General features: G+C 57.6%; 15 protein-coding genes. 8 read left to right on the top strand and 7 right to left on the bottom strand.

Features of this window, described 5'->3' with window-relative positions:
• Positions 1–1,468 (bottom strand): DNA topoisomerase (ATP-hydrolyzing) (locus ACW14G_RS18750; protein ID WP_455648718.1); only part of this gene is annotated, 1,468 nt, incomplete at its 3' end.
• A 161-nt stretch (positions 1,469–1,629) separates the two neighbouring features.
• Here ACW14G_RS18750 and ubiG point away from each other — a divergent pair.
• From ubiG to yfaE, 4 genes are all read left to right on the top strand, one after another.
• Positions 1,630–2,358, top strand: a complete 729-nt coding sequence (gene ubiG / locus ACW14G_RS18745; protein ID WP_064543999.1) for a bifunctional 2-polyprenyl-6-hydroxyphenol methylase/3-demethylubiquinol 3-O-methyltransferase UbiG — start codon at positions 1,630–1,632, stop codon at positions 2,356–2,358.
• A gap of 451 nt (positions 2,359–2,809) precedes the next feature.
• Complete coding sequence (gene nrdA, locus ACW14G_RS18740; RefSeq protein WP_249022992.1) at positions 2,810–5,095, top strand: class 1a ribonucleoside-diphosphate reductase subunit alpha; 2,286 nt, start codon at positions 2,810–2,812, stop codon at positions 5,093–5,095.
• Positions 5,096–5,243: 148 nt separating this feature from the next.
• Positions 5,244–6,374, top strand: coding sequence for a class Ia ribonucleoside-diphosphate reductase subunit beta (gene nrdB / locus ACW14G_RS18735; protein ID WP_163449036.1), 1,131 nt, complete (start codon positions 5,244–5,246; stop codon positions 6,372–6,374).
• A gap of 1 nt (position 6,375) precedes the next feature.
• Positions 6,376–6,630, top strand: a complete 255-nt coding sequence (gene yfaE / locus ACW14G_RS18730) for a class I ribonucleotide reductase maintenance protein YfaE (protein WP_106924348.1) — start codon at positions 6,376–6,378, stop codon at positions 6,628–6,630.
• Between the two features lie 3 nt (positions 6,631–6,633).
• On the opposite strand, the gene ACW14G_RS18725 is transcribed toward yfaE, so the two are convergent.
• On the bottom strand, positions 6,634–7,824 hold the full coding sequence (locus ACW14G_RS18725; protein ID WP_249022991.1) for an MFS transporter: 1,191 nt from the start codon (positions 7,822–7,824) through the stop codon (positions 6,634–6,636).
• A gap of 186 nt (positions 7,825–8,010) precedes the next feature.
• Here ACW14G_RS18725 and ACW14G_RS18720 point away from each other — a divergent pair, with 186 nt between their 5' ends.
• The 4 genes from ACW14G_RS18720 to glpC all read left to right on the top strand — a co-directional run bounded on the left by ACW14G_RS18720 (position 8,011) and on the right by glpC (position 13,083).
• Entirely contained in the window at positions 8,011–8,889 is an 879-nt protein-coding gene (locus ACW14G_RS18720; RefSeq protein WP_249022990.1) for a LysR family transcriptional regulator, read from the top strand.
• Between the two features lie 126 nt (positions 8,890–9,015).
• Positions 9,016–10,644 carry an anaerobic glycerol-3-phosphate dehydrogenase subunit A gene (gene glpA, locus ACW14G_RS18715; RefSeq protein ID WP_249022989.1) on the top strand — a complete coding sequence of 543 codons (1,629 nt, stop codon included), beginning with the start codon at positions 9,016–9,018 and terminating at the stop codon, positions 10,642–10,644.
• A complete protein-coding gene (glpB, locus tag ACW14G_RS18710) occupies positions 10,634–11,893 on the top strand; it encodes a glycerol-3-phosphate dehydrogenase subunit GlpB (protein ID WP_249022988.1) in 1,260 nt (419 codons plus the stop codon). The genes glpA and glpB overlap by 11 nt, the downstream gene beginning before the upstream one ends.
• The gene (glpC, locus tag ACW14G_RS18705; RefSeq protein WP_163449041.1) at positions 11,890–13,083 is read left to right on the top strand and encodes an anaerobic glycerol-3-phosphate dehydrogenase subunit GlpC; all 1,194 of its coding nucleotides are present in this window, start codon (positions 11,890–11,892) and stop codon (positions 13,081–13,083) included. Before glpB ends, glpC begins: the two co-directional genes overlap by 4 nt.
• A 141-nt stretch (positions 13,084–13,224) precedes the next feature.
• On the opposite strand, the gene ACW14G_RS18700 is transcribed toward glpC, so the two are convergent.
• From ACW14G_RS18700 to ACW14G_RS18680, 5 genes are all read right to left on the bottom strand, one after another.
• Positions 13,225–14,421 (bottom strand): nicotinamide mononucleotide deamidase-related protein YfaY, encoded by a 1,197-nt coding sequence (locus tag ACW14G_RS18700; protein ID WP_163449042.1) that lies wholly within the window; start codon positions 14,419–14,421, stop codon positions 13,225–13,227.
• Between the two features lie 94 nt (positions 14,422–14,515).
• Positions 14,516–15,058 carry a YfaZ family protein gene (locus ACW14G_RS18695; RefSeq protein WP_163449043.1) on the bottom strand — a complete coding sequence of 181 codons (543 nt, stop codon included), beginning with the start codon at positions 15,056–15,058 and terminating at the stop codon, positions 14,516–14,518.
• A gap of 177 nt (positions 15,059–15,235) precedes the next feature.
• Positions 15,236–16,594 (bottom strand): o-succinylbenzoate--CoA ligase, encoded by a 1,359-nt coding sequence (gene menE, locus ACW14G_RS18690; protein ID WP_249022987.1) that lies wholly within the window; start codon positions 16,592–16,594, stop codon positions 15,236–15,238.
• The gene (gene menC, locus ACW14G_RS18685; RefSeq protein ID WP_249022986.1) at positions 16,591–17,556 is read right to left on the bottom strand and encodes an o-succinylbenzoate synthase; all 966 of its coding nucleotides are present in this window, start codon (positions 17,554–17,556) and stop codon (positions 16,591–16,593) included. Before menC ends, menE begins: the two co-directional genes overlap by 4 nt.
• Positions 17,556–17,767, bottom strand: a 212-nt coding sequence (locus ACW14G_RS18680; protein ID WP_455648717.1) for an enoyl-CoA hydratase-related protein, incomplete at its 5' end; no start/stop codon positions are given. The genes menC and ACW14G_RS18680, both read right to left, overlap by 1 nt.

Raw genomic sequence — 17,767 nt, 5'->3', positions numbered from 1 at the left:
GCAGCAGTTCAGCGATCTGTTCCAGCAGCTCTTTGTATTCGTCGAGCAGTTTTTCATGCTCAAGGCCGGTCAGTTTCTGCAGACGCAGATCCAGAATCGCCTGTGCCTGCTGTTCGGTCAGGTAGTATTTACCGTCGCGTACGCCAAACTCAGGTTCCAGCCATTCCGGACGCGCAGCGTCGTCGCCCGCACGTTCCAGCATCGCGGAAACGTTGCCCAGATCCCACGCCTGTGCCACCAGGCCCGCTTTCGCTTCGGCCGGTGTTGGCGCGCGACGGATCAGTTCAATGATCGGGTCGATGTTCGCCAGCGCAACCGCCAGCGCTTCAAGGATGTGCGCGCGGTCGCGTGCTTTACGCAGTTCGAAAATGGTACGGCGAGTCACCACTTCACGACGGTGACGCACGAAGGCGGCGATAATATCTTTCAGGTTCATGATCTTCGGCTGACCATGGTGCAGCGCAACCATGTTGATACCGAAGGAGACCTGCAGCTGAGTCTGGGAGTAGAGGTTGTTCAGCACCACTTCCCCGACCGCGTCGCGTTTCACTTCAATCACGATGCGCATACCGTCTTTATCAGACTCGTCACGCAGCGCGCTGATGCCTTCAACGCGTTTATCTTTTACCAGCTCGGCGATTTTCTCGATCAGGCGCGCTTTGTTCACCTGATACGGAATTTCGTGCACGATGATGGTTTCACGACCGTTTTTCGGGTCAACTTCCACTTCCGCGCGCGCGCGAATGTACACTTTGCCGCGACCGGTGCGATAGGCCTCTTCAATTCCGCGACGGCCATTAATAATGGCGGCAGTCGGGAAATCCGGACCCGGGATGTGTTCCATCAGGCCTTCGATAGTGATGTCTTCATTATCGACATAGGCCAGACAGCCGTTGATCACTTCCGTCAGGTTGTGCGGCGGAATGTTGGTCGCCATACCTACGGCGATACCGGACGAACCGTTAACCAGCAGGTTAGGAATTTTGGTCGGCATGACGTCCGGAATTTTTTCCGTGCCGTCATAGTTGTCCACGAAATCCACCGTCTCTTTTTCGAGATCGGCCATCAGTTCGTGAGCAATTTTCGCCAGACGGATTTCCGTATAACGCATTGCCGCGGCGGAGTCGCCGTCGATTGAACCGAAGTTCCCCTGGCCATCCACCAGCATGTAGCGCAGCGAGAACGGCTGGGCCATACGAACGATGGTGTCATATACCGCGGAGTCGCCGTGCGGGTGGTATTTACCGATCACGTCACCAACGACACGGGCTGATTTTTTGTAGGCTTTGTTCCAGTCATTGCCCAATACGTTCATGGCGTAAAGTACGCGACGGTGTACCGGCTTCAGGCCATCTCGGACATCCGGCAGCGCACGGCCAACAATGACCGACATCGCATAATCCAGATAGGAGCTCTTCAGCTCTTCCTCAATGTTGACCGGTGTAATTTCTCTCGCAAGGTCGCTCATCTAACCGCTATCCCTCTACTGTATTCCCGGATTCAAAGGTCGCAAATTATAACACATTAGCGTAAAGACAGGTAAACCCATTAGCACCTGCCAGACGCTTTATTCGCGCGTCGGTGCTGATATACTCGCAGACAATAATGAAATAAGGAGCAGGAACACCTATGAATGCCGAAAAAGCTGCGGTAGCGCATAACGTTGACCACGAAGAGATCGCCAAATTCGAGGCCGTCGCGTCACGCTGGTGGGATCTGGAAGGCGAATTTAAGCCTTTGCACCGCATTAACCCGCTGCGTCTGGGCTATATCGCCGAACGTTCTGGCGGCCTGTTCGGTAAAAAGGTGCTTGATGTTGGCTGCGGCGGCGGCATTCTGGCCGAAAGCATGGCGCGTGAAGGCGCGACGGTCACCGGGTTAGATATGGGCTTTGAGCCGTTGCAGGTCGCGAAGCTGCACTCACTGGAAACCGGTATTCCCGTCGAATACGTCCAGGAGACGGTTGAAGAGCACGCTGCAAAGCATGCCGGTCAGTATGATGTGGTGACCTGCATGGAGATGCTCGAACACGTGCCGGACCCGCAGTCGGTGGTGAAAGCCTGCGCGCAGCTGGTAAAACCCGGCGGCCAGGTGTTCTTCTCTACTCTTAACCGTAACGGCAAGTCCTGGCTGATGGCGGTGGTCGGCGCGGAATACATTCTGCGCATGGTGCCGAAGGGGACGCACGATGTGAAGAAATTCATCAAGCCTGCCGAACTGCTGAGCTGGGTTGACCAGACCGTGCTGAAAGAGCGCCATATGATTGGTCTGCACTACAACCCAATCACCAACAGCTTCAAGCTGGCGCCGGGCGTTGACGTTAACTATATGCTGCACACCACGGCAAAAGCCGAATAAGCAGCCAACACGCTCTGTAGGCCGGATAAGACGCGCCAGCGTCGCCATCCGGCAATGATTCCGACAGCAATGCCTGATGGCGCTTCGCTTATCAGGCCTACCAATCATTAGTATTGTCACTACGACGAAATTGCGCTGCATCATTTGCGCAATTTCTCTCTTCGCCGAAGAAATCAGCACTCGATCAAATTTTCATTTTTTTTTGCATATTATTGACATCCCCGCCAGCCCTTATGCGCCGTGGACTTAGCCTTTTTTACGCTTTATCAACCTCAATTTAACGCCAAAATCAACCCTTGTACTCAAAAGAATCCAGACTAGAATACTCACCATATAGCGTTCAATTAATCAACGAACCCCTACATGTAGTATTTATCCACAGGTTTTACGACTACCGGAATTGTGGATAAATCGGGGGATATTTTCCTTTTCACGGACAGGTAAAAATCACATGAATCAGAGTCTGCTGGTGACGAAGCGTGACGGCCGCACAGAGCGCATTAACCTCGACAAAATTCATCGCGTGCTGGATTGGGCGGCGGAAGGGCTGCATAACGTGTCGATCTCTCAGGTCGAACTGCGTTCGCACATCCAGTTCTACGACGGAATTAAAACGTCTGACATTCATGAAACGATTATTAAGGCCGCTGCTGACCTGATCTCTCGCGAAGCGCCGGACTACCAGTACCTGGCCGCGCGTCTGGCGGTGTTCCACCTGCGTAAAAAAGCCTACGGCCAGTTCGAGCCGCCGGCGCTGTTTGACCACGTGAAAAACATGGTTGACCTGGGTAAATACGACAATCATCTGCTGGAAGACTATACGGAAGAAGAGTTCAAGCAGATGGACTCGTTTATCGTTCACGACCGTGACATGACCTTCTCCTACGCTGCCGTTAAGCAGCTGGAAGGCAAATATCTGGTCCAGAACCGCGTCACCGGCGAAATCTACGAGAGCGCGCAGTTCCTCTATATTCTGGTGGCGGCATGCCTGTTCTCCAACTACCCGCGTGAAACCCGTCTGAGCTACGTGAAGCGCTTCTACGATGCGGTTTCCACCTTCAAAATTTCGCTGCCGACGCCGATTATGTCCGGCGTGCGTACCCCAACCCGTCAGTTCAGCTCCTGCGTACTGATCGAGTGCGGCGACAGCCTGGACTCCATCAACGCCACCTCCAGCGCGATTGTGAAATACGTTTCCCAGCGTGCCGGTATCGGTATCAACGCTGGCCGCATTCGTGCGCTGGGTAGCCCGATTCGCGGCGGTGAAGCCTTCCACACCGGCTGCATCCCGTTCTACAAGCACTTCCAGACCGCGGTGAAATCCTGTTCGCAGGGCGGCGTGCGCGGCGGCGCGGCAACCCTCTTCTACCCAATGTGGCATCTGGAAGTGGAAAGCCTGCTGGTGCTGAAAAACAACCGCGGCGTTGAAGGTAACCGCGTGCGTCACATGGACTACGGCGTACAGATCAACAAGCTGATGTACACCCGTCTGCTGAGAGGCGGCGACATCACCCTGTTCAGCCCGTCCGACGTCCCGGGGCTGTACGATGCGTTCTTCGCCGACCAGGACGAATTTGAGCGTCTTTACGTGAAATACGAAAACGACGACAGCATCCGTAAACAGCGCGTGAAAGCGGTCGACCTGTTCTCGCTGATGATGCAGGAACGTGCCTCTACTGGCCGTATCTACATTCAGAACGTTGACCACTGCAACACCCATAGCCCGTTTGACCCGGCCGTTGCGCCAGTGCGCCAGTCTAACCTGTGCCTGGAAATCGCCCTGCCGACCAAACCGCTGGACGACGTGAACGACGAAAACGGCGAAATCGCCCTGTGTACGCTGTCGGCGTTCAACCTGGGCGCCATCGGCAGCCTTGCTGAACTGGAAGAGCTGGCCGTGCTGGCCGTGCGTGCGCTCGATGCCCTGCTGGATTACCAGGACTACCCGATTAAAGCCGCACAGCGCGGTGCGATGGGTCGTCGTACGCTGGGTATCGGCGTCATCAACTTCGCCTACTGGCTGGCCAAAAATGGTAAGCGCTACTCCGACGGCAGCGCCAACAACCTGACCCACCAGACTTTCGAAGCCATTCAGTACTACCTGCTGAAGGCCTCTAACGAGCTGGCGAAAGAGCAAGGCGCGTGCCCGTGGTTCAACGAAACCACCTATGCCCAGGGTATCCTGCCGATCGACACCTACAAGAAAGACCTGGATGCGATTACCAACGAGCCGCTGCACCTGGACTGGGAAGCGCTGCGTGAGTCCATCAAGACCCACGGCCTGCGTAACTCCACGCTCTCCGCGCTGATGCCGTCCGAGACCTCTTCGCAGATCTCCAACGCCACCAACGGTATTGAACCGCCGCGCGGCTACGTGAGCATCAAAGCGTCGAAAGACGGTATTCTGCGTCAGGTTGTGCCGGACTACGAACACCTGGGCAACGCCTACGAGCTGCTGTGGGAAATGCCGAACAACGATGGCTATCTGCAGCTGGTCGGCATTATGCAGAAGTTTATCGACCAGGCGATTTCCGCCAACACCAACTACGACCCGACGCGCTTCCCGTCAGGCAAAGTACCGATGCAGCAGCTGCTTAAAGACCTGCTGACCGCCTATAAATTTGGCGTGAAGACTCTGTACTATCAAAACACCCGCGACGGTGCGGAAGATGCGCAGGACGATCTGGTGCCGTCCATTCAGGACGATGGCTGCGAAAGCGGCGCCTGTAAGATCTAATAACGATTGCCGGGCAGCGCTACGCTGACCCGGCCTTGCTTTCCGTACCAACCAAAACCCTTTTCGGTGTACGGATTTATTTGCGATGATATTGTAAGCAGGTAAGTAAACGCCATCCGGCATTACTCTCCAGACAGGATTGACATCAATGGCATACACCACTTTTTCACAGACGAAAAACGATCAGCTCAAAGAGCCGATGTTCTTTGGCCAGCCGGTCAACGTGGCACGCTACGACCAGCAGAAATACGACATCTTCGAAAAGCTGATTGAAAAACAGCTCTCCTTCTTCTGGCGTCCGGAAGAAGTTGACGTGTCCCGCGACCGCATTGACTATCAGGCGCTGCCGGAACACGAAAAGCACATTTTCATCAGCAACCTGAAGTATCAGACCCTGCTGGACTCCATTCAGGGCCGTAGCCCGAACGTAGCGCTGCTGCCGCTGATCTCGATTCCTGAGCTGGAAACCTGGGTGGAAACGTGGGCGTTCTCCGAAACGATCCACTCGCGCTCCTACACCCACATCATCCGCAACATCGTCAACGATCCGGCGATTGTGTTTGATGACATCGTCACCAACGAACAGATTCAGAAACGCGCCGAAGGCATCTCCAGCTATTACGACGACCTGATCGAGATGACCAGCTACTGGCATCTGCTGGGCGAAGGCACCCACACCGTTAACGGCAAAACCGTGACCGTGAACCTGCGCGAGCTGAAGAAAAAGCTGTATATCTGCCTGATGAGCGTCAACGCGCTGGAAGCCATTCGCTTCTACGTCAGCTTTGCCTGCTCCTTCGCCTTCGCCGAGCGCGAGCTGATGGAAGGCAACGCCAAAATCATTCGTCTGATCGCCCGCGACGAAGCGCTGCACCTGACCGGCACTCAGCACATGCTGAACCTGCTGCGCAGCGGCGCGGATGACCCGGAAATGGCGGAAATTGCCGAAGAGTGCAAGCAAGAGTGCTACGACCTGTTCGTGCAGGCCGCCCAGCAGGAAAAAGAGTGGGCGGATTATCTGTTCCGCGACGGCTCAATGATTGGCCTGAACAAAGACATTCTGTGCCAGTACGTTGAGTACATCACCAATATCCGCATGCAGGCGGTCGGTCTGGATCTGCCGTTCCAGACGCGCTCCAACCCGATTCCATGGATCAACACCTGGCTGGTGTCTGATAACGTGCAGGTCGCGCCGCAGGAAGTGGAAGTCAGCTCTTACCTGGTTGGGCAGATTGACTCGGAAGTCGATACTGACGATCTCAGCAACTTCCAGCTTTGATATGAGCCGCGTTTTTCTGCGCATCACTGGCACACGGTTGCTGTGCCAGGATGAACACCCGTCCCTGCTGGCGGCGCTGGAGTCTCACAATGTTGAGGTGGAGTACCAGTGTCGCGAAGGCTACTGCGGCTCCTGCCGCACGCGGCTGGTCTCCGGTCAGGTTGACTGGTTGACCGAACCGCTGGCCTTTATTCAGCCGGACGAAATTTTGCCCTGCTGCTGCAGGGCAAAAGGTGATATCGAAATTGAGATGTAACGGTTAGTGCACTTCGTGTGCGCTAACTAACGGCATCGCGCCACGGCGTTTCATCTGCGCGATATACAGCGCGCCCGCCAGCACCACCAGCACCGCGCCGACCAGGTAAATCGCCCGGTAGCCGACCCCTTCCACCATCAGCCCCATCACGAACGCGCCAATCGCCAGCCCGGCATCCATCGCGTTAAAGAACAGCGAGTTCGCCACGCCAATTTTATGCGGTTCAACCGAGCTGATAATCTGCGTCTGGAAGATGGGCGTTACCGAGCCGTAGCCGATGCCAATCAGCGCGCCAGCGAGAATCATCGACACGCTGCCGTGGGTATAGCCCAGTACCACCAGGCCGACGGTGAAGGCCAACAGGCAAGGATAGACCACATACTTCGGCCCTTTTCGGTCGCAAACGTTACCGGTAAAGGCGCGGCAGATCATCAGGAACACCGCGTAACACAGCAGGAAGTTGCTGGCGGCGGCCATCAGGTCCAGCTCACGGGCATACAGCGCCAGGAAGGCCGAGACGCCAGCGTAGGAGAAGGTCATAAAGAAGGTGACCATGGCAAACGGCATCGCGGCTTTATCAAACATGGCGGAGAAGCCGAGCTTCGGCTGCGAACCGTCCGCATGACGAATCACCGGCGGTACACGGACAATCAATGACAACACAATACCAATCGCCGCCACCGCCGTACACATCCAGAACGCCTGGCTGAATGCGCTATGGCGCGCCATGTTCAGGCCAATCCACGGCCCCACGACCATCGCCAGCCCCATCGCTAAAGAGAAAAAGCTGATGCCCTCCCCACGTCGGGAGGCGGGTATCAACCGCGCGGAGATGGTCCCTTTTACCGTCGTAATAATCCCGAAGGTTATTCCGTGTAGCACGCGAATAAACAGCAGCGCTTCAATAGAATGGCAAAATGGATACAGCGCGGTGACAACCAAAAACGCCAGAGAGGAAAGCATCAGAATCGTTTTGTTCGAATATTTTCCTACCCACTGCCCGGCAAAGGGGCGCACAACAATCGCAGCGGCGAGGAAGCACGTGACCAACAGGCCGGCCTTATCGGCGGTGGCGTGCAGGATATCGGCAATATAAATAGGGAGTAACGTCAGGAGGACATAAAACACGAAGAAAATAATAAAGCTAATAATCGTGATGGCCCAAAAATCTTTAGTCCATAATTTTTCTTTCATTGATTGGCAACCTTGTCCCTACGGCGCGCGGCAATACATTCACCTTGAATATATAAATTCAATAATGCATCACAAATAAAAATGATCGCGTGCGTAATTTTGTGATTAAGTCCGTTGAAAAATAATAGGCATCATTATTTAATTAGTAAAATTAATCATTTTAATAAGTTTAATTAGAGATAACTAATGACACTCACGCAAATCAACGCGCTGCTGACGGTGCTGGAGTGCGGCGGATTCACCGAGGCCGGTAAACGTCTGTTTATGACGCAATCGGCAGTCAGCCAGGCCATCTCCGCGCTGGAAGAGGAGTTAGGTGTCGCTATTATGCTACGCGAGCGGCGTAAAGCGATTTGCCTGACGCCCGCGGGCGAGCGTATCGTCGCTCACCTGCACCGCTTAATGAGCGAAGTTCACGCGGTGAAAGAAATTGCCGAACAGGAAAAAAAGACCCCGCAGCGCCTGCTACGGATTGGCTGCTTCCCGAGTATTTGCGCCAGCATGCTGCCCGCCGTGGTGCGCTATTTTGAACAGCATCATCCGAATATTAAAATTGTTCCTCATGAAGCCAACAGCGCGGAAATTATTGAGGCAATTCGCGATAATGATATCGACGCGGGTTTTGTGCATATTCCGGTCGAAGGTATGTTTGTCACGCCGATATATAAAGACCGTTTTACCGTCGTGGTCCCCGAGAATCACCCTTTTGCGGCGCAAAAGCAGGTCTCGCTCAGCGCACTGCGCGACGAACCGCTTATCGTCAGTAAAGGGCGTTACGAAATGAGCATCATGGCGCTGTTTGCGGGCATGAATATGACGCCGCAAATCAAATACGAGTTTAACCACCCCAGCACCGCAATGAGCTTTATCCACCAGGGGCTGGGCATCGCGCTTCTGCCGGAACTGACGCTCAAAACGCTGGCGCAGCCGCTGCATTCCGTGCCGCTGGAGCCCGCGTTCTATCGCCAGATTTCACTGATCGCCCGCGAACCGCCGATCGAAGGGAGTCCGTTGCAACGGCTGCTCGCATGCTTGCACCAGTTGGCTCACGACGGAAGCCTTTAAGAAAGTCGATATATGCCGCAAAACGCGCAGTAATGCTTTCGATAAATGCTCGAATATGTTCGATATCAAACAATTTATATTAGTGATGTGACTTAATGTGCTTAAAACGAACATTGAGGACACATAATGGACAGCGCCTCTGCACGTGATTTTGACGTCATTATTATCGGTGGCGGCGCCACTGGCGCCGGTATTGCCCGCGACTGCGCCCTGCGCGGCCTGAAGGCTGCGCTGGTTGAACGCTTTGATATCGCCACCGGAGCCACCGGGCGTAACCATGGCCTGCTGCACAGCGGCGCGCGCTATGCGGTCACCGACAGCGAATCCGCACGCGAATGCATCAGCGAAAACCAGATCCTGCGCCGTATTGCTCGCCACTGCATCGAGCCAACCAGCGGCCTGTTCATCACCCTGCCGGAAGATGACCTCCAGTACCAACACACCTTTATCAACGCCTGCCGCGCCGCAGGCATTGACGCAGAAGCCATCGACCCTGCTCAGGCCAGAAGAATGGAACCGTCGGTCAACCCCGCGTTAGTCGGTGCGGTACGCGTGCCGGACGGCATAGTAGACCCCTTCCGCCTGACCGCTGCCAATATGCTCGACGCGCGCGAACACGGCACCTCTATTCTGACCGCTCATGAAGTGATGGGCCTTATCCGCCACGGCGATCGCATACAGGGCGTGACGCTGCTGAATCACCGCAGCGGTGAAATGTGCGAACTGCATGCGCCGGTGGTGGTTAACGCCGCCGGCATCTGGGGCCAGCGCATCGCGGAATATGCCGATTTACGCATCCGCATGTTCCCGGCCAAAGGATCGCTGCTGATCTTCGAAAGCCGGATGAACCAGCACGTGATCAACCGCTGTCGCCCGCCGGCCGACGCCGATATTCTGGTGCCTGGCGATACCATTTCGCTGATTGGCACTACGTCGACACACATTGATTATGCCGATATCGATCGCTGCCGCGTCACGCCTGACGAGGTGGACATCCTGCTGCGTGAAGGGGAAAAACTGGCCCCGCGCATGGCTAGTACGCGTATTTTGCGCGCCTACTGCGGCGTGCGCCCGCTGGTTGCCAGCGACGACGATCCCAGCGGACGCAACGTCAGCCGCGGTATTGTGCTGCTGGACCACGCCGAGCGCGATGGTCTGGAAGGGTTTATCACTATTACCGGCGGCAAACTGATGACCTATCGCCTGATGGCGGAATGGGCCACCGATGCCGTCTGCCGCAAGCTGAATCATCATCGCCCCTGCGTCACCGCCGACACGCCGCTGCCCGGTTCGCAGGAGTCTACGGAAAAAACCTTGCAGCGCATGATTTCGCTGCCCGCGCCGCTGCGCGGCTCGGCGGTTTATCGCCACGGCGATCGCACCCCGGAGTGGCTTGGCAACAGCCGCCTGCACCGCAGCGTGGTGTGTGAATGCGAAGCGGTGACCGCGGGTGAGGTGCAGTACGCGGTGGAAAATCTGGCGGTCAATAATCTGCTGGATTTGCGCCGTCGTACGCGGGTCGGCATGGGGACCTGCCAGGGGGAACTCTGCGCATGTCGGGCGAGCGGCTTGCTGCATCGCTATAACGTTACCACCGCTGCGCAGTCGCTGGAGCAGCTGTCCGATTTTCTCAACGAACGCTGGAAAGGCGTGCAGCCTATCGCCTGGGGCGATGCGCTACGTGAAAGCGAGCTAACCCGCTGGGTGTATCAGGGGCTGTGTGGTTTAGACAAGGAGTCCAGTCATGAAATTTGATAGCGTGATTATCGGCGGTGGGCTGGCCGGGCTGCTGTGCGGAATACGACTACAGCAGGCAGGGCTTCGCTGTGCAATCGTCACGCGCGGCCAGAGCGCGCTGCATTTTTCGTCCGGATCGCTGGACTTGCTCAGCGCGCTGCCCGACGGCCAACGGGTCGATGATCCAGCGACAGGGCTGGCCTTACTGGCCGCCCAGTCGCCACAGCATCCTTATTCCAAACTGGGCAGCGATAATGTGCTGCACTATGCGCAGCAAACGCAGACGCTGCTGAGCGATTGCGGTATCAAAATGCAGGGTCACGCAGCGCAGCCACACCAGCGCGTCACGCCGCTCGGCACGCTACGCCCCGCCTGGCTCAGCCCGGCTGAAGTGCCAGTTGCGCCGCTGGCGACAGGTTCACTTCGCGTGGTCGGTATCAGCGGCTTTCTGGATTTCCAGCCGCATCTGGCGGCCGAATCCCTGCAACACCAGGGGCTGGCGGTCGATACCGCTGAAATCGATCTGCCGGAACTGGACGTACTGCGCGACAACCCTACCGAGTTTCGCGCCGCCAGTATTGCCCGCGTGCTCGATGAAAAAGCGCTCTGGCATCCCCTGTATGAAGCATTACTGCCGCTGTGTGCTGGGCAAGACGCGCTGCTCATGCCCGCCGTCTTTGGTTTGCGCGATACCGCACTGTTTGACTGGCTCAACGCCAGCCTGCCCTGCGCATTATTTCTGTTGCCTACGCTGCCGCCCTCGGTGCCAGGTATGCGTCTGCACGCCGCGCTTCAGCGGCGGTTTATCGCTCTCGGCGGTACCTGGATGGCAGGCGACGAGGTGGTACGCGTCAGCCACGTCGAGGGGGAGATTCAGGCTATCTGGACGCGTAATCACGGCGATATACCGCTGCGCCCGCGCTTTGCCGTACTGGCCAGCGGTAGCTTTTTCAGCAACGGCTTAACCGCCGAGCGCGACGGGATTCGCGAGTCAGTGCTGGGGCTGGATATTATGCAGCCCGCGCCGCGCGCCGCCTGGTATCGCGACGATTTTTTTGATCCGCAGCCATGGCAGCAGTCTGGTGTCATCGTCGATAACGCCTTGCGCCCCGCATTGCACGGGAAAACCGTGTTGAACCTGTTCGCCATTGGTTCAGTATTAGGCGGCTACGATCCGATTGCCCAAGGCTGCGGCGGCGGCGTTTGTGCCGCGACCGCCCTGCATGCCGCCAAACAGATCATCGGCCTGGCGGGAGGTGAAGCATGAACCAGCAAAGTTTTGAAAACTGCATCAAATGTACCGTGTGCACCACCGTCTGCCCGGTGAGCCGCGTCAACCCGCGCTATCCTGGGCCAAAACAGGCGGGGCCAGATGGCGAACGCCTGCGGCGTAAAGACAGCGCGCTGTACGATGAAGCGCTCAAGTACTGCATCAACTGCAAGCGCTGCGAAGTGGCCTGCCCTTCCGATGTGAAAATCGGCGATATTATCCAGCGCGCGCGCGCCGACTATAGCCAACAAAAACCCGGCCTGCGCGATGCGATTCTCAGCCATACCGATCTGATGGGTACGCTTTCCACGCCGTTTGCGCCCATCGTCAACGCCACCACCGGCCTGAAGCCGGTACGCCAGCTGCTGGACACCGCGCTGAAAATCGACCATCGCCGCAGCCTGCCAAAATACTCCTTCGGCAGCTTCCGTCGCCGCTATCAGCGGATCGCCGCGCAGCAAGCGCAATATGCTGAACAGGTGGCGTTCTTTCACGGCTGTTACGTGAACTACAACCACCCACAGTTGGGGTTCGATCTGATTGGCGTGCTTAACGCGATGGGCATCGGCGTGCAGCTGCTCAGCAAAGAGAAGTGCTGCGGCGTGCCGCTGATTGCTAACGGCTTCTTTGATAAAGCGCGGCGTCAGGCGCAAACCAACGTCGCTTCGCTGCGAGAAGCCATCGAGACAAACCATCTGCCGGTGCTGGCAACCTCATCCACCTGCACGTTTACGCTACGCGATGAGTATCCGCATCTGCTGGAAGTTGATAATCACGGCCTGCGCGACAGCATTGAGCTGGCCACGCGCTGGCTGTGGCGCAAGCTGGACGACGGCGCGAAGCTGCCGCTCAAACCATTACCGCTGAAGGTGGTGTATCACACGCCGTGTCATATGGAGAAAATGGGCTGGTCGCTGTATACGCTGGAACTGCTGCGGCAAATTCCGGGTCTGGAGCTTCAGGTGCTCGAATCGCAATGCTGCGGTATTGCCGGAACCTATGGTTTCAAAAGCGAGAACTACCCGACATCGCAGGCGATAGGCGCGCCGCTGTTTGCCCAAATTGAGGCCAGCGGCGCGGATCTGGTGATCACCGATTGCGAAACCTGTAAATGGCAGATTGAGATGTCCACCAGCAAGCGATGCGAGCATCCAATTACACTGCTGGCCCGGGCGTTGGCCCGATAAGCTACGCCCCAACGGTCCCCTCGCCCCTTTGGGGAGAGGGTTAGGGTGAGGGGAAATGGGCGGATTGGTTAACGCATGATTACCCTCACCCCGGCCCTCTCCCTGAAAGGGAGAGGGGGAAAACAACGCGCCATCGGGCGCTTACAGCACCAGCGAATCAACCACGTTAATCCAGCCATGTTCGCTGGCCACCGGTTTGCCGTGGAGCCAGCGACGCAGCATGTTCAGCGCCATCATGGCGCACACTTCCTGGCGTATCGCCAGACCATGACGCGTATTGCTGAACTTCACCTGTAGCGCGTGAGTGCCTTCCGGCGTCGAGAGTGCAAAGTTAATGTGCTCGCTCTCCAGCCCGCTCACTGCCAAAGCCAGCCCGGCAAAATGATTCACCCGCCGCTCGGCGGCCCAACGTGCGGTTTGCGCCAGTGTTTCATCCTGCGGAGGCACCACTTCACTCGCCAGCAGCGGCGCACCGGCGCGAGAGAGCTGGAGCGCAATCAGCCCGCTGGTAAACTGCTCGCTCAGCGTCAGGCTCAGCTGTTTTTCTTTCAGCACGCGGGCCAGTTGTACAGGCAGCCCCTCAGTACCTTCAAAAATCAGGCTTTCCCCAGCCACTTTCTGCACCTCAGGCCATAGCGCCAGCATCGCCTCGCGATGTTCCGACGGCCCGGTCAGCTTCAGTTCAATAATCGGCATGGAAGAACGGTAGCCCATGGTCACGCCCGGCGGCAGATCGAGATGCTGCAGGCTCTGGGCGAGATCGCTTTCCGAGCGGCCAAACGTGGTTAAGCGCAGGCAAACCGGCGGCTCGCCGACTGGATAACGCTGACGAATGCGCGGCAAAATTTCATGTTCCACCATCACCTTAAATTCAGACGGCACGCCCGGTGTGAAGAACATCAGACAACGGTTGAGCTTAACGGCAAAACCGCAGGCGGTGCCAACCGGATTATCAATCAACTCGGCGCTGGCGGGAATCTCAGCCTGCTTGCGATTGCTCGGCGCCATGACGCGGCCACGCTCGCTGAAGAAGCGCTCCATAAACGCCAGCCACTCCTCGTGCAGAATCAGCGACTCACCCTTCGCGGTGGCGGCCGCCAGAGCGCTGAGGTCATCGCTGGTCGGCCCCAGGCCGCCATTGACGATGAGGATGTCAGCCTGCGTGCTACGCTCGCGCAGAATCGCCACTAAATCGTCCAGGTTATCCCCCACGGTATTGCGGCGGGACAACGGAATACCCTGCTGGAAACAAAAATCGGCAAGCCAGGCTGCGTTTGTATCGACGATCTGCCCCGATAAGACTTCGTCACCGGTGGACAGCATCTCTACCGTTATCATCACTTTCTCCAATAAAAAGAGGACGATTAACTATAACGCAAGCGAAGGATTTAAGAAGAGAAAACTGGCGCAGCGGACGCTGCGCCGGAGAAAATCAGAATGATGCGCTGACGCCAACGTACGGGCCATCGGCCACGGCGTTGTCGCGGTTGCCGTCTTTACCCGCCAGGTTCAGGTAACGATAGCCCGCTTCAATGCTGATTGGACGCATAAGAGTGAAACGCGCGCCCGCATTGGCTTCAGTGTAGCTGTCGATGCCGCTGGACAGGGAATCCGGAGAGTAGTAGTACTCGCCGAACAGACGCAGGCTGTCGCCAATTTTCCACTGCAGGCCGCCGCCAACCGCTGCCGCATAGCCTTCGTCGCCGTCGTTCGGGTTCGTGTAGATACCTTTACCGCCAACGGTCGCCAGGAACGGACCCAGCGGGATATTCAGCCCAAGGCCCAGACCCGCGACGTCGCCGTCGTCGTCGTTGTGCGTCCAGTTACCGGTTAATGCCAGGCCCGACGTTTCGGTGCCCAGACCAAAGCCCAGGTTGGTATAATCTTTACCGGCCTGACCGTTAAAACTGATCGCACTCGCTGACGCAGAGACAAACATCAGCCCCGCCAGACTCAATAACACGCTCTTTTTCATCTTATTCCTTTCACGCAAAGCGAAAATAAACCCCATAACCCGCTGAATTGTACTGCGATACACGGCGGATTCAATGTACGAAACGGACAATAATCGCCGGGATTGTAACGAATTACTTCCCATCCATCCGCAACAATGATGTTTATTATTCACAAAATAGCTGCAATTTATTATTGATCAGGATAACTGTGTGGCAACCCAGAGGGTCAGCTGATGTCGTGAGACTTTTATGCCGCCGCTTGTCATCGCTTCGGGCAAGCGCAGCCAACGGCAAGGCTGCTGGAAACCGGCCAGTTTATCTTTTGCCCAGGCGGCCAACTGCGGTAAATCCAGCGCAGGTTCGCCCTCCACCACCGCCACCGGGCGCTGACCAAATTCAGCGTCATCCACCGGGACAACAAACACCTGATTCACCAAAGGGTGCTGGACGATAACCCGCTCGACCTCTTCCGGCTGAATACCTTCGCCGCCGCTGAAAAACAGGTTATCCAGGCGGCCAATCACCCGCAGCCGACCGTCATGCAGCTCGCCGCGATCGCGGGTGGCAAACCAGCCTTCGGCGTTGACTAACGGCGCTAAACGCCCATCGCGCCAGTAGCCTGCCGCCATGCTGCTGGCCCGCAACCAAATTTCGCCGTCCACCAGGCGCAACTCCCGGCCCGGCAGCGGTGCGCCCACATCGTCCCCACCGTTGGCCTCGCGGGCGCAAACGGTAGAGGCAAATTCGGTCAGACCGTAGCCGCAAAAGGTGCGAATCCCTCGGGCTGCCGCCTGTTCGGTCAGTTCGGCAGGAATGGCCGCACCGCCCAACAATACCGCCTTCAGGGACAGCGGTTGATTGTCGTTCAGCAGTCGCCACAGCTGCGTCGGCACCAACGAGGCATGGGTGCAATGCGCCAGCGCCTCGGCTAATGGACGTTCGCTGACCGCCATCTGCGCGCCCGCCAGCAGCCATCGCCAGAAGATGCCCTGCCCGGAAACATGAAACAGCGGCAGCGACAGCAGCCAACCGTCATTTTCGCCGAACGGTATCAGGCTCAATACCCCTTCCGCGCTCGCTAGGTGCGCCGCGCAGCGGTGTACGGCGGCCTTCGGCAATCCTGTCGAACCGGAGGTTAATGTCATCGATGCCAGACGATCCGCCTGCCACTCCACCTCGCGATACTCCTCCGCCTCTTGCAGGCTGAGCGCCGGGAGGCCGTAATGCGCTTGCGCATCAAGATTCAGGATGTGGCTTAGGGTGAGAGCCGGCAGTAGCTCGCCAACCAGCGATGCAGGCAGGCGTGGGTTGAGCGGTAAAATTCGCGCGCCGCACTGGAGCAGCGCCAGCCAGGCCAGCACGGCGTCCGCGTTGTTACGCGCGCACAGCGCCACGCCATCCTCGGCCTTGACGCCCTGCGCCTGAAACCCGGCCGCGAGACGATCGACGCGCTGGCACAGCATTGACCAGTTCAGGCTTTCATTATCAAAACGCAGCGCTATCTTCCCGTCGCGTCGCGCGCGCCAGTGTCGCCATGGCCAGGTTGTGAAAGTCACAGTAACGGCTCCATATCCTCAATCGCGCCGCACGGCAGCGGGCTTTCCGGCCAACAGCGAATCAGCTGCGTCTGCATCAGATTCAGCGTGTCGAGACCCGGCATGGTCTGCGGCGTCAGCCAGGCGGCAATGCGCGCCAGTTGGGTCAGCCCAAGACTGGATTCGAGAGAAGAGCTGATGACCGCCGTCAGCCCAAGGGCATGCGCCGCGTCGACCTGTTCTTTCACCCGCGCCAGGCTGCCAGTCAGCGTTGGTTTAATGACCACCGCCCGCACGCCCGGTTCAGCCGCAAAGCGAAAATCCGCTTCCCGCAGGCTTTCGTCCCAGGCAATCGCGATGCCGGTTTCCCGGGCAAAGACGCGCGAGTCGTCACGGGTTTTACAGGGTTCTTCGAGGAAGGCAATCCGGGAACGGTTATGCGGATTAACGTATTTGGCGAACTGCTGGGCTTTCAACGGCGTCCAGGCGCGGTTGGCGTCAAGGCGCAGCGTCAGCTCAGGCACCGCTTCCAGCAGCAGGTTGACCACCATGCCGTCGCGTACCGCTTCGTACAGGCCCACTTTCACCTTCGCCACTTTCTCACCGGGCATCTCAGCAAGCTTCAGCACCAGATCGTCAGGATCGCCGGTACACAGCGGCGCCGCGCGATAGTCTGCCGCCAACGGCAGCACATCGTTGACTTCCGCCAGCGCGCAGCTGATGCCAAACGCCACGGAAGGCACGTCGGGCAACGGCGCGTCACTGCCCTGCCGCCAGGCGTCGGCCCAGGCCAGCAGCACAGACTGCGCCTCGTCCAACGTTTCGCAGCTAAAGCCCGGCAGTGGGGAAATTTCTCCCCAGCCGTCCCGTTCGCCATCACGCAGGTAGACGAATAACCCGTCGCGGGTTTTCAGCCGCCGATCGCGCAGCACCACACCCGCGTCCATTGGAATCTGCCAGCGATAAACCTGCGCGCTACGCATTACGGGTTCCGTTTGAATTTGCTGAAGTCTGGCTGACGTTTCTGGTTGAAGGCGTTGCGGCCTTCCTGACCTTCTTCCGTCATGTAGAACAGCATGGTGGCGTTACCCGCCAGCTCCTGCAAACCGGCCTGGCCGTCGCAGTCAGCGTTCAGTGCCGCTTTCAGGCAGCGCAGCGCCATCGGGCTGTTTTGCAGCATTTCGCGGCACCAGC

Source organism: Kluyvera sp., from assembly GCF_965301105.1.
The sequence above is the reverse complement of the archived record's forward strand: the minus strand, read 5'-3'. Positions and strand labels throughout refer to the sequence as shown.

Excerpts from the sequence above, each read along its gene's own strand:
- ubiG (WP_064543999.1), top strand. The coding sequence starts at position 1,630 with ATGAATGCCGAAAAAGCTGCGGTAGCGCATAACGTTGACCACGAAGAG.
- nrdA (WP_249022992.1), top strand. The coding sequence starts at position 2,810 with ATGAATCAGAGTCTGCTGGTGACGAAGCGTGACGGCCGCACAGAGCGC.
- nrdB (WP_163449036.1), top strand. The coding sequence starts at position 5,244 with ATGGCATACACCACTTTTTCACAGACGAAAAACGATCAGCTCAAAGAG.
- yfaE (WP_106924348.1), top strand. The coding sequence starts at position 6,376 with ATGAGCCGCGTTTTTCTGCGCATCACTGGCACACGGTTGCTGTGCCAG.
- ACW14G_RS18725 (WP_249022991.1), bottom strand. The coding sequence starts at position 7,824 with ATGAAAGAAAAATTATGGACTAAAGATTTTTGGGCCATCACGATTATT.
- ACW14G_RS18720 (WP_249022990.1), top strand. The coding sequence starts at position 8,011 with ATGACACTCACGCAAATCAACGCGCTGCTGACGGTGCTGGAGTGCGGC.
- glpA (WP_249022989.1), top strand. The coding sequence starts at position 9,016 with ATGGACAGCGCCTCTGCACGTGATTTTGACGTCATTATTATCGGTGGC.
- glpB (WP_249022988.1), top strand. The coding sequence starts at position 10,634 with ATGAAATTTGATAGCGTGATTATCGGCGGTGGGCTGGCCGGGCTGCTG.
- glpC (WP_163449041.1), top strand. The coding sequence starts at position 11,890 with ATGAACCAGCAAAGTTTTGAAAACTGCATCAAATGTACCGTGTGCACC.
- ACW14G_RS18700 (WP_163449042.1), bottom strand. The coding sequence starts at position 14,421 with ATGATAACGGTAGAGATGCTGTCCACCGGTGACGAAGTCTTATCGGGG.
- ACW14G_RS18695 (WP_163449043.1), bottom strand. The coding sequence starts at position 15,058 with ATGAAAAAGAGCGTGTTATTGAGTCTGGCGGGGCTGATGTTTGTCTCT.
- menC (WP_249022986.1), bottom strand. The coding sequence starts at position 17,556 with ATGCGTAGCGCGCAGGTTTATCGCTGGCAGATTCCAATGGACGCGGGT.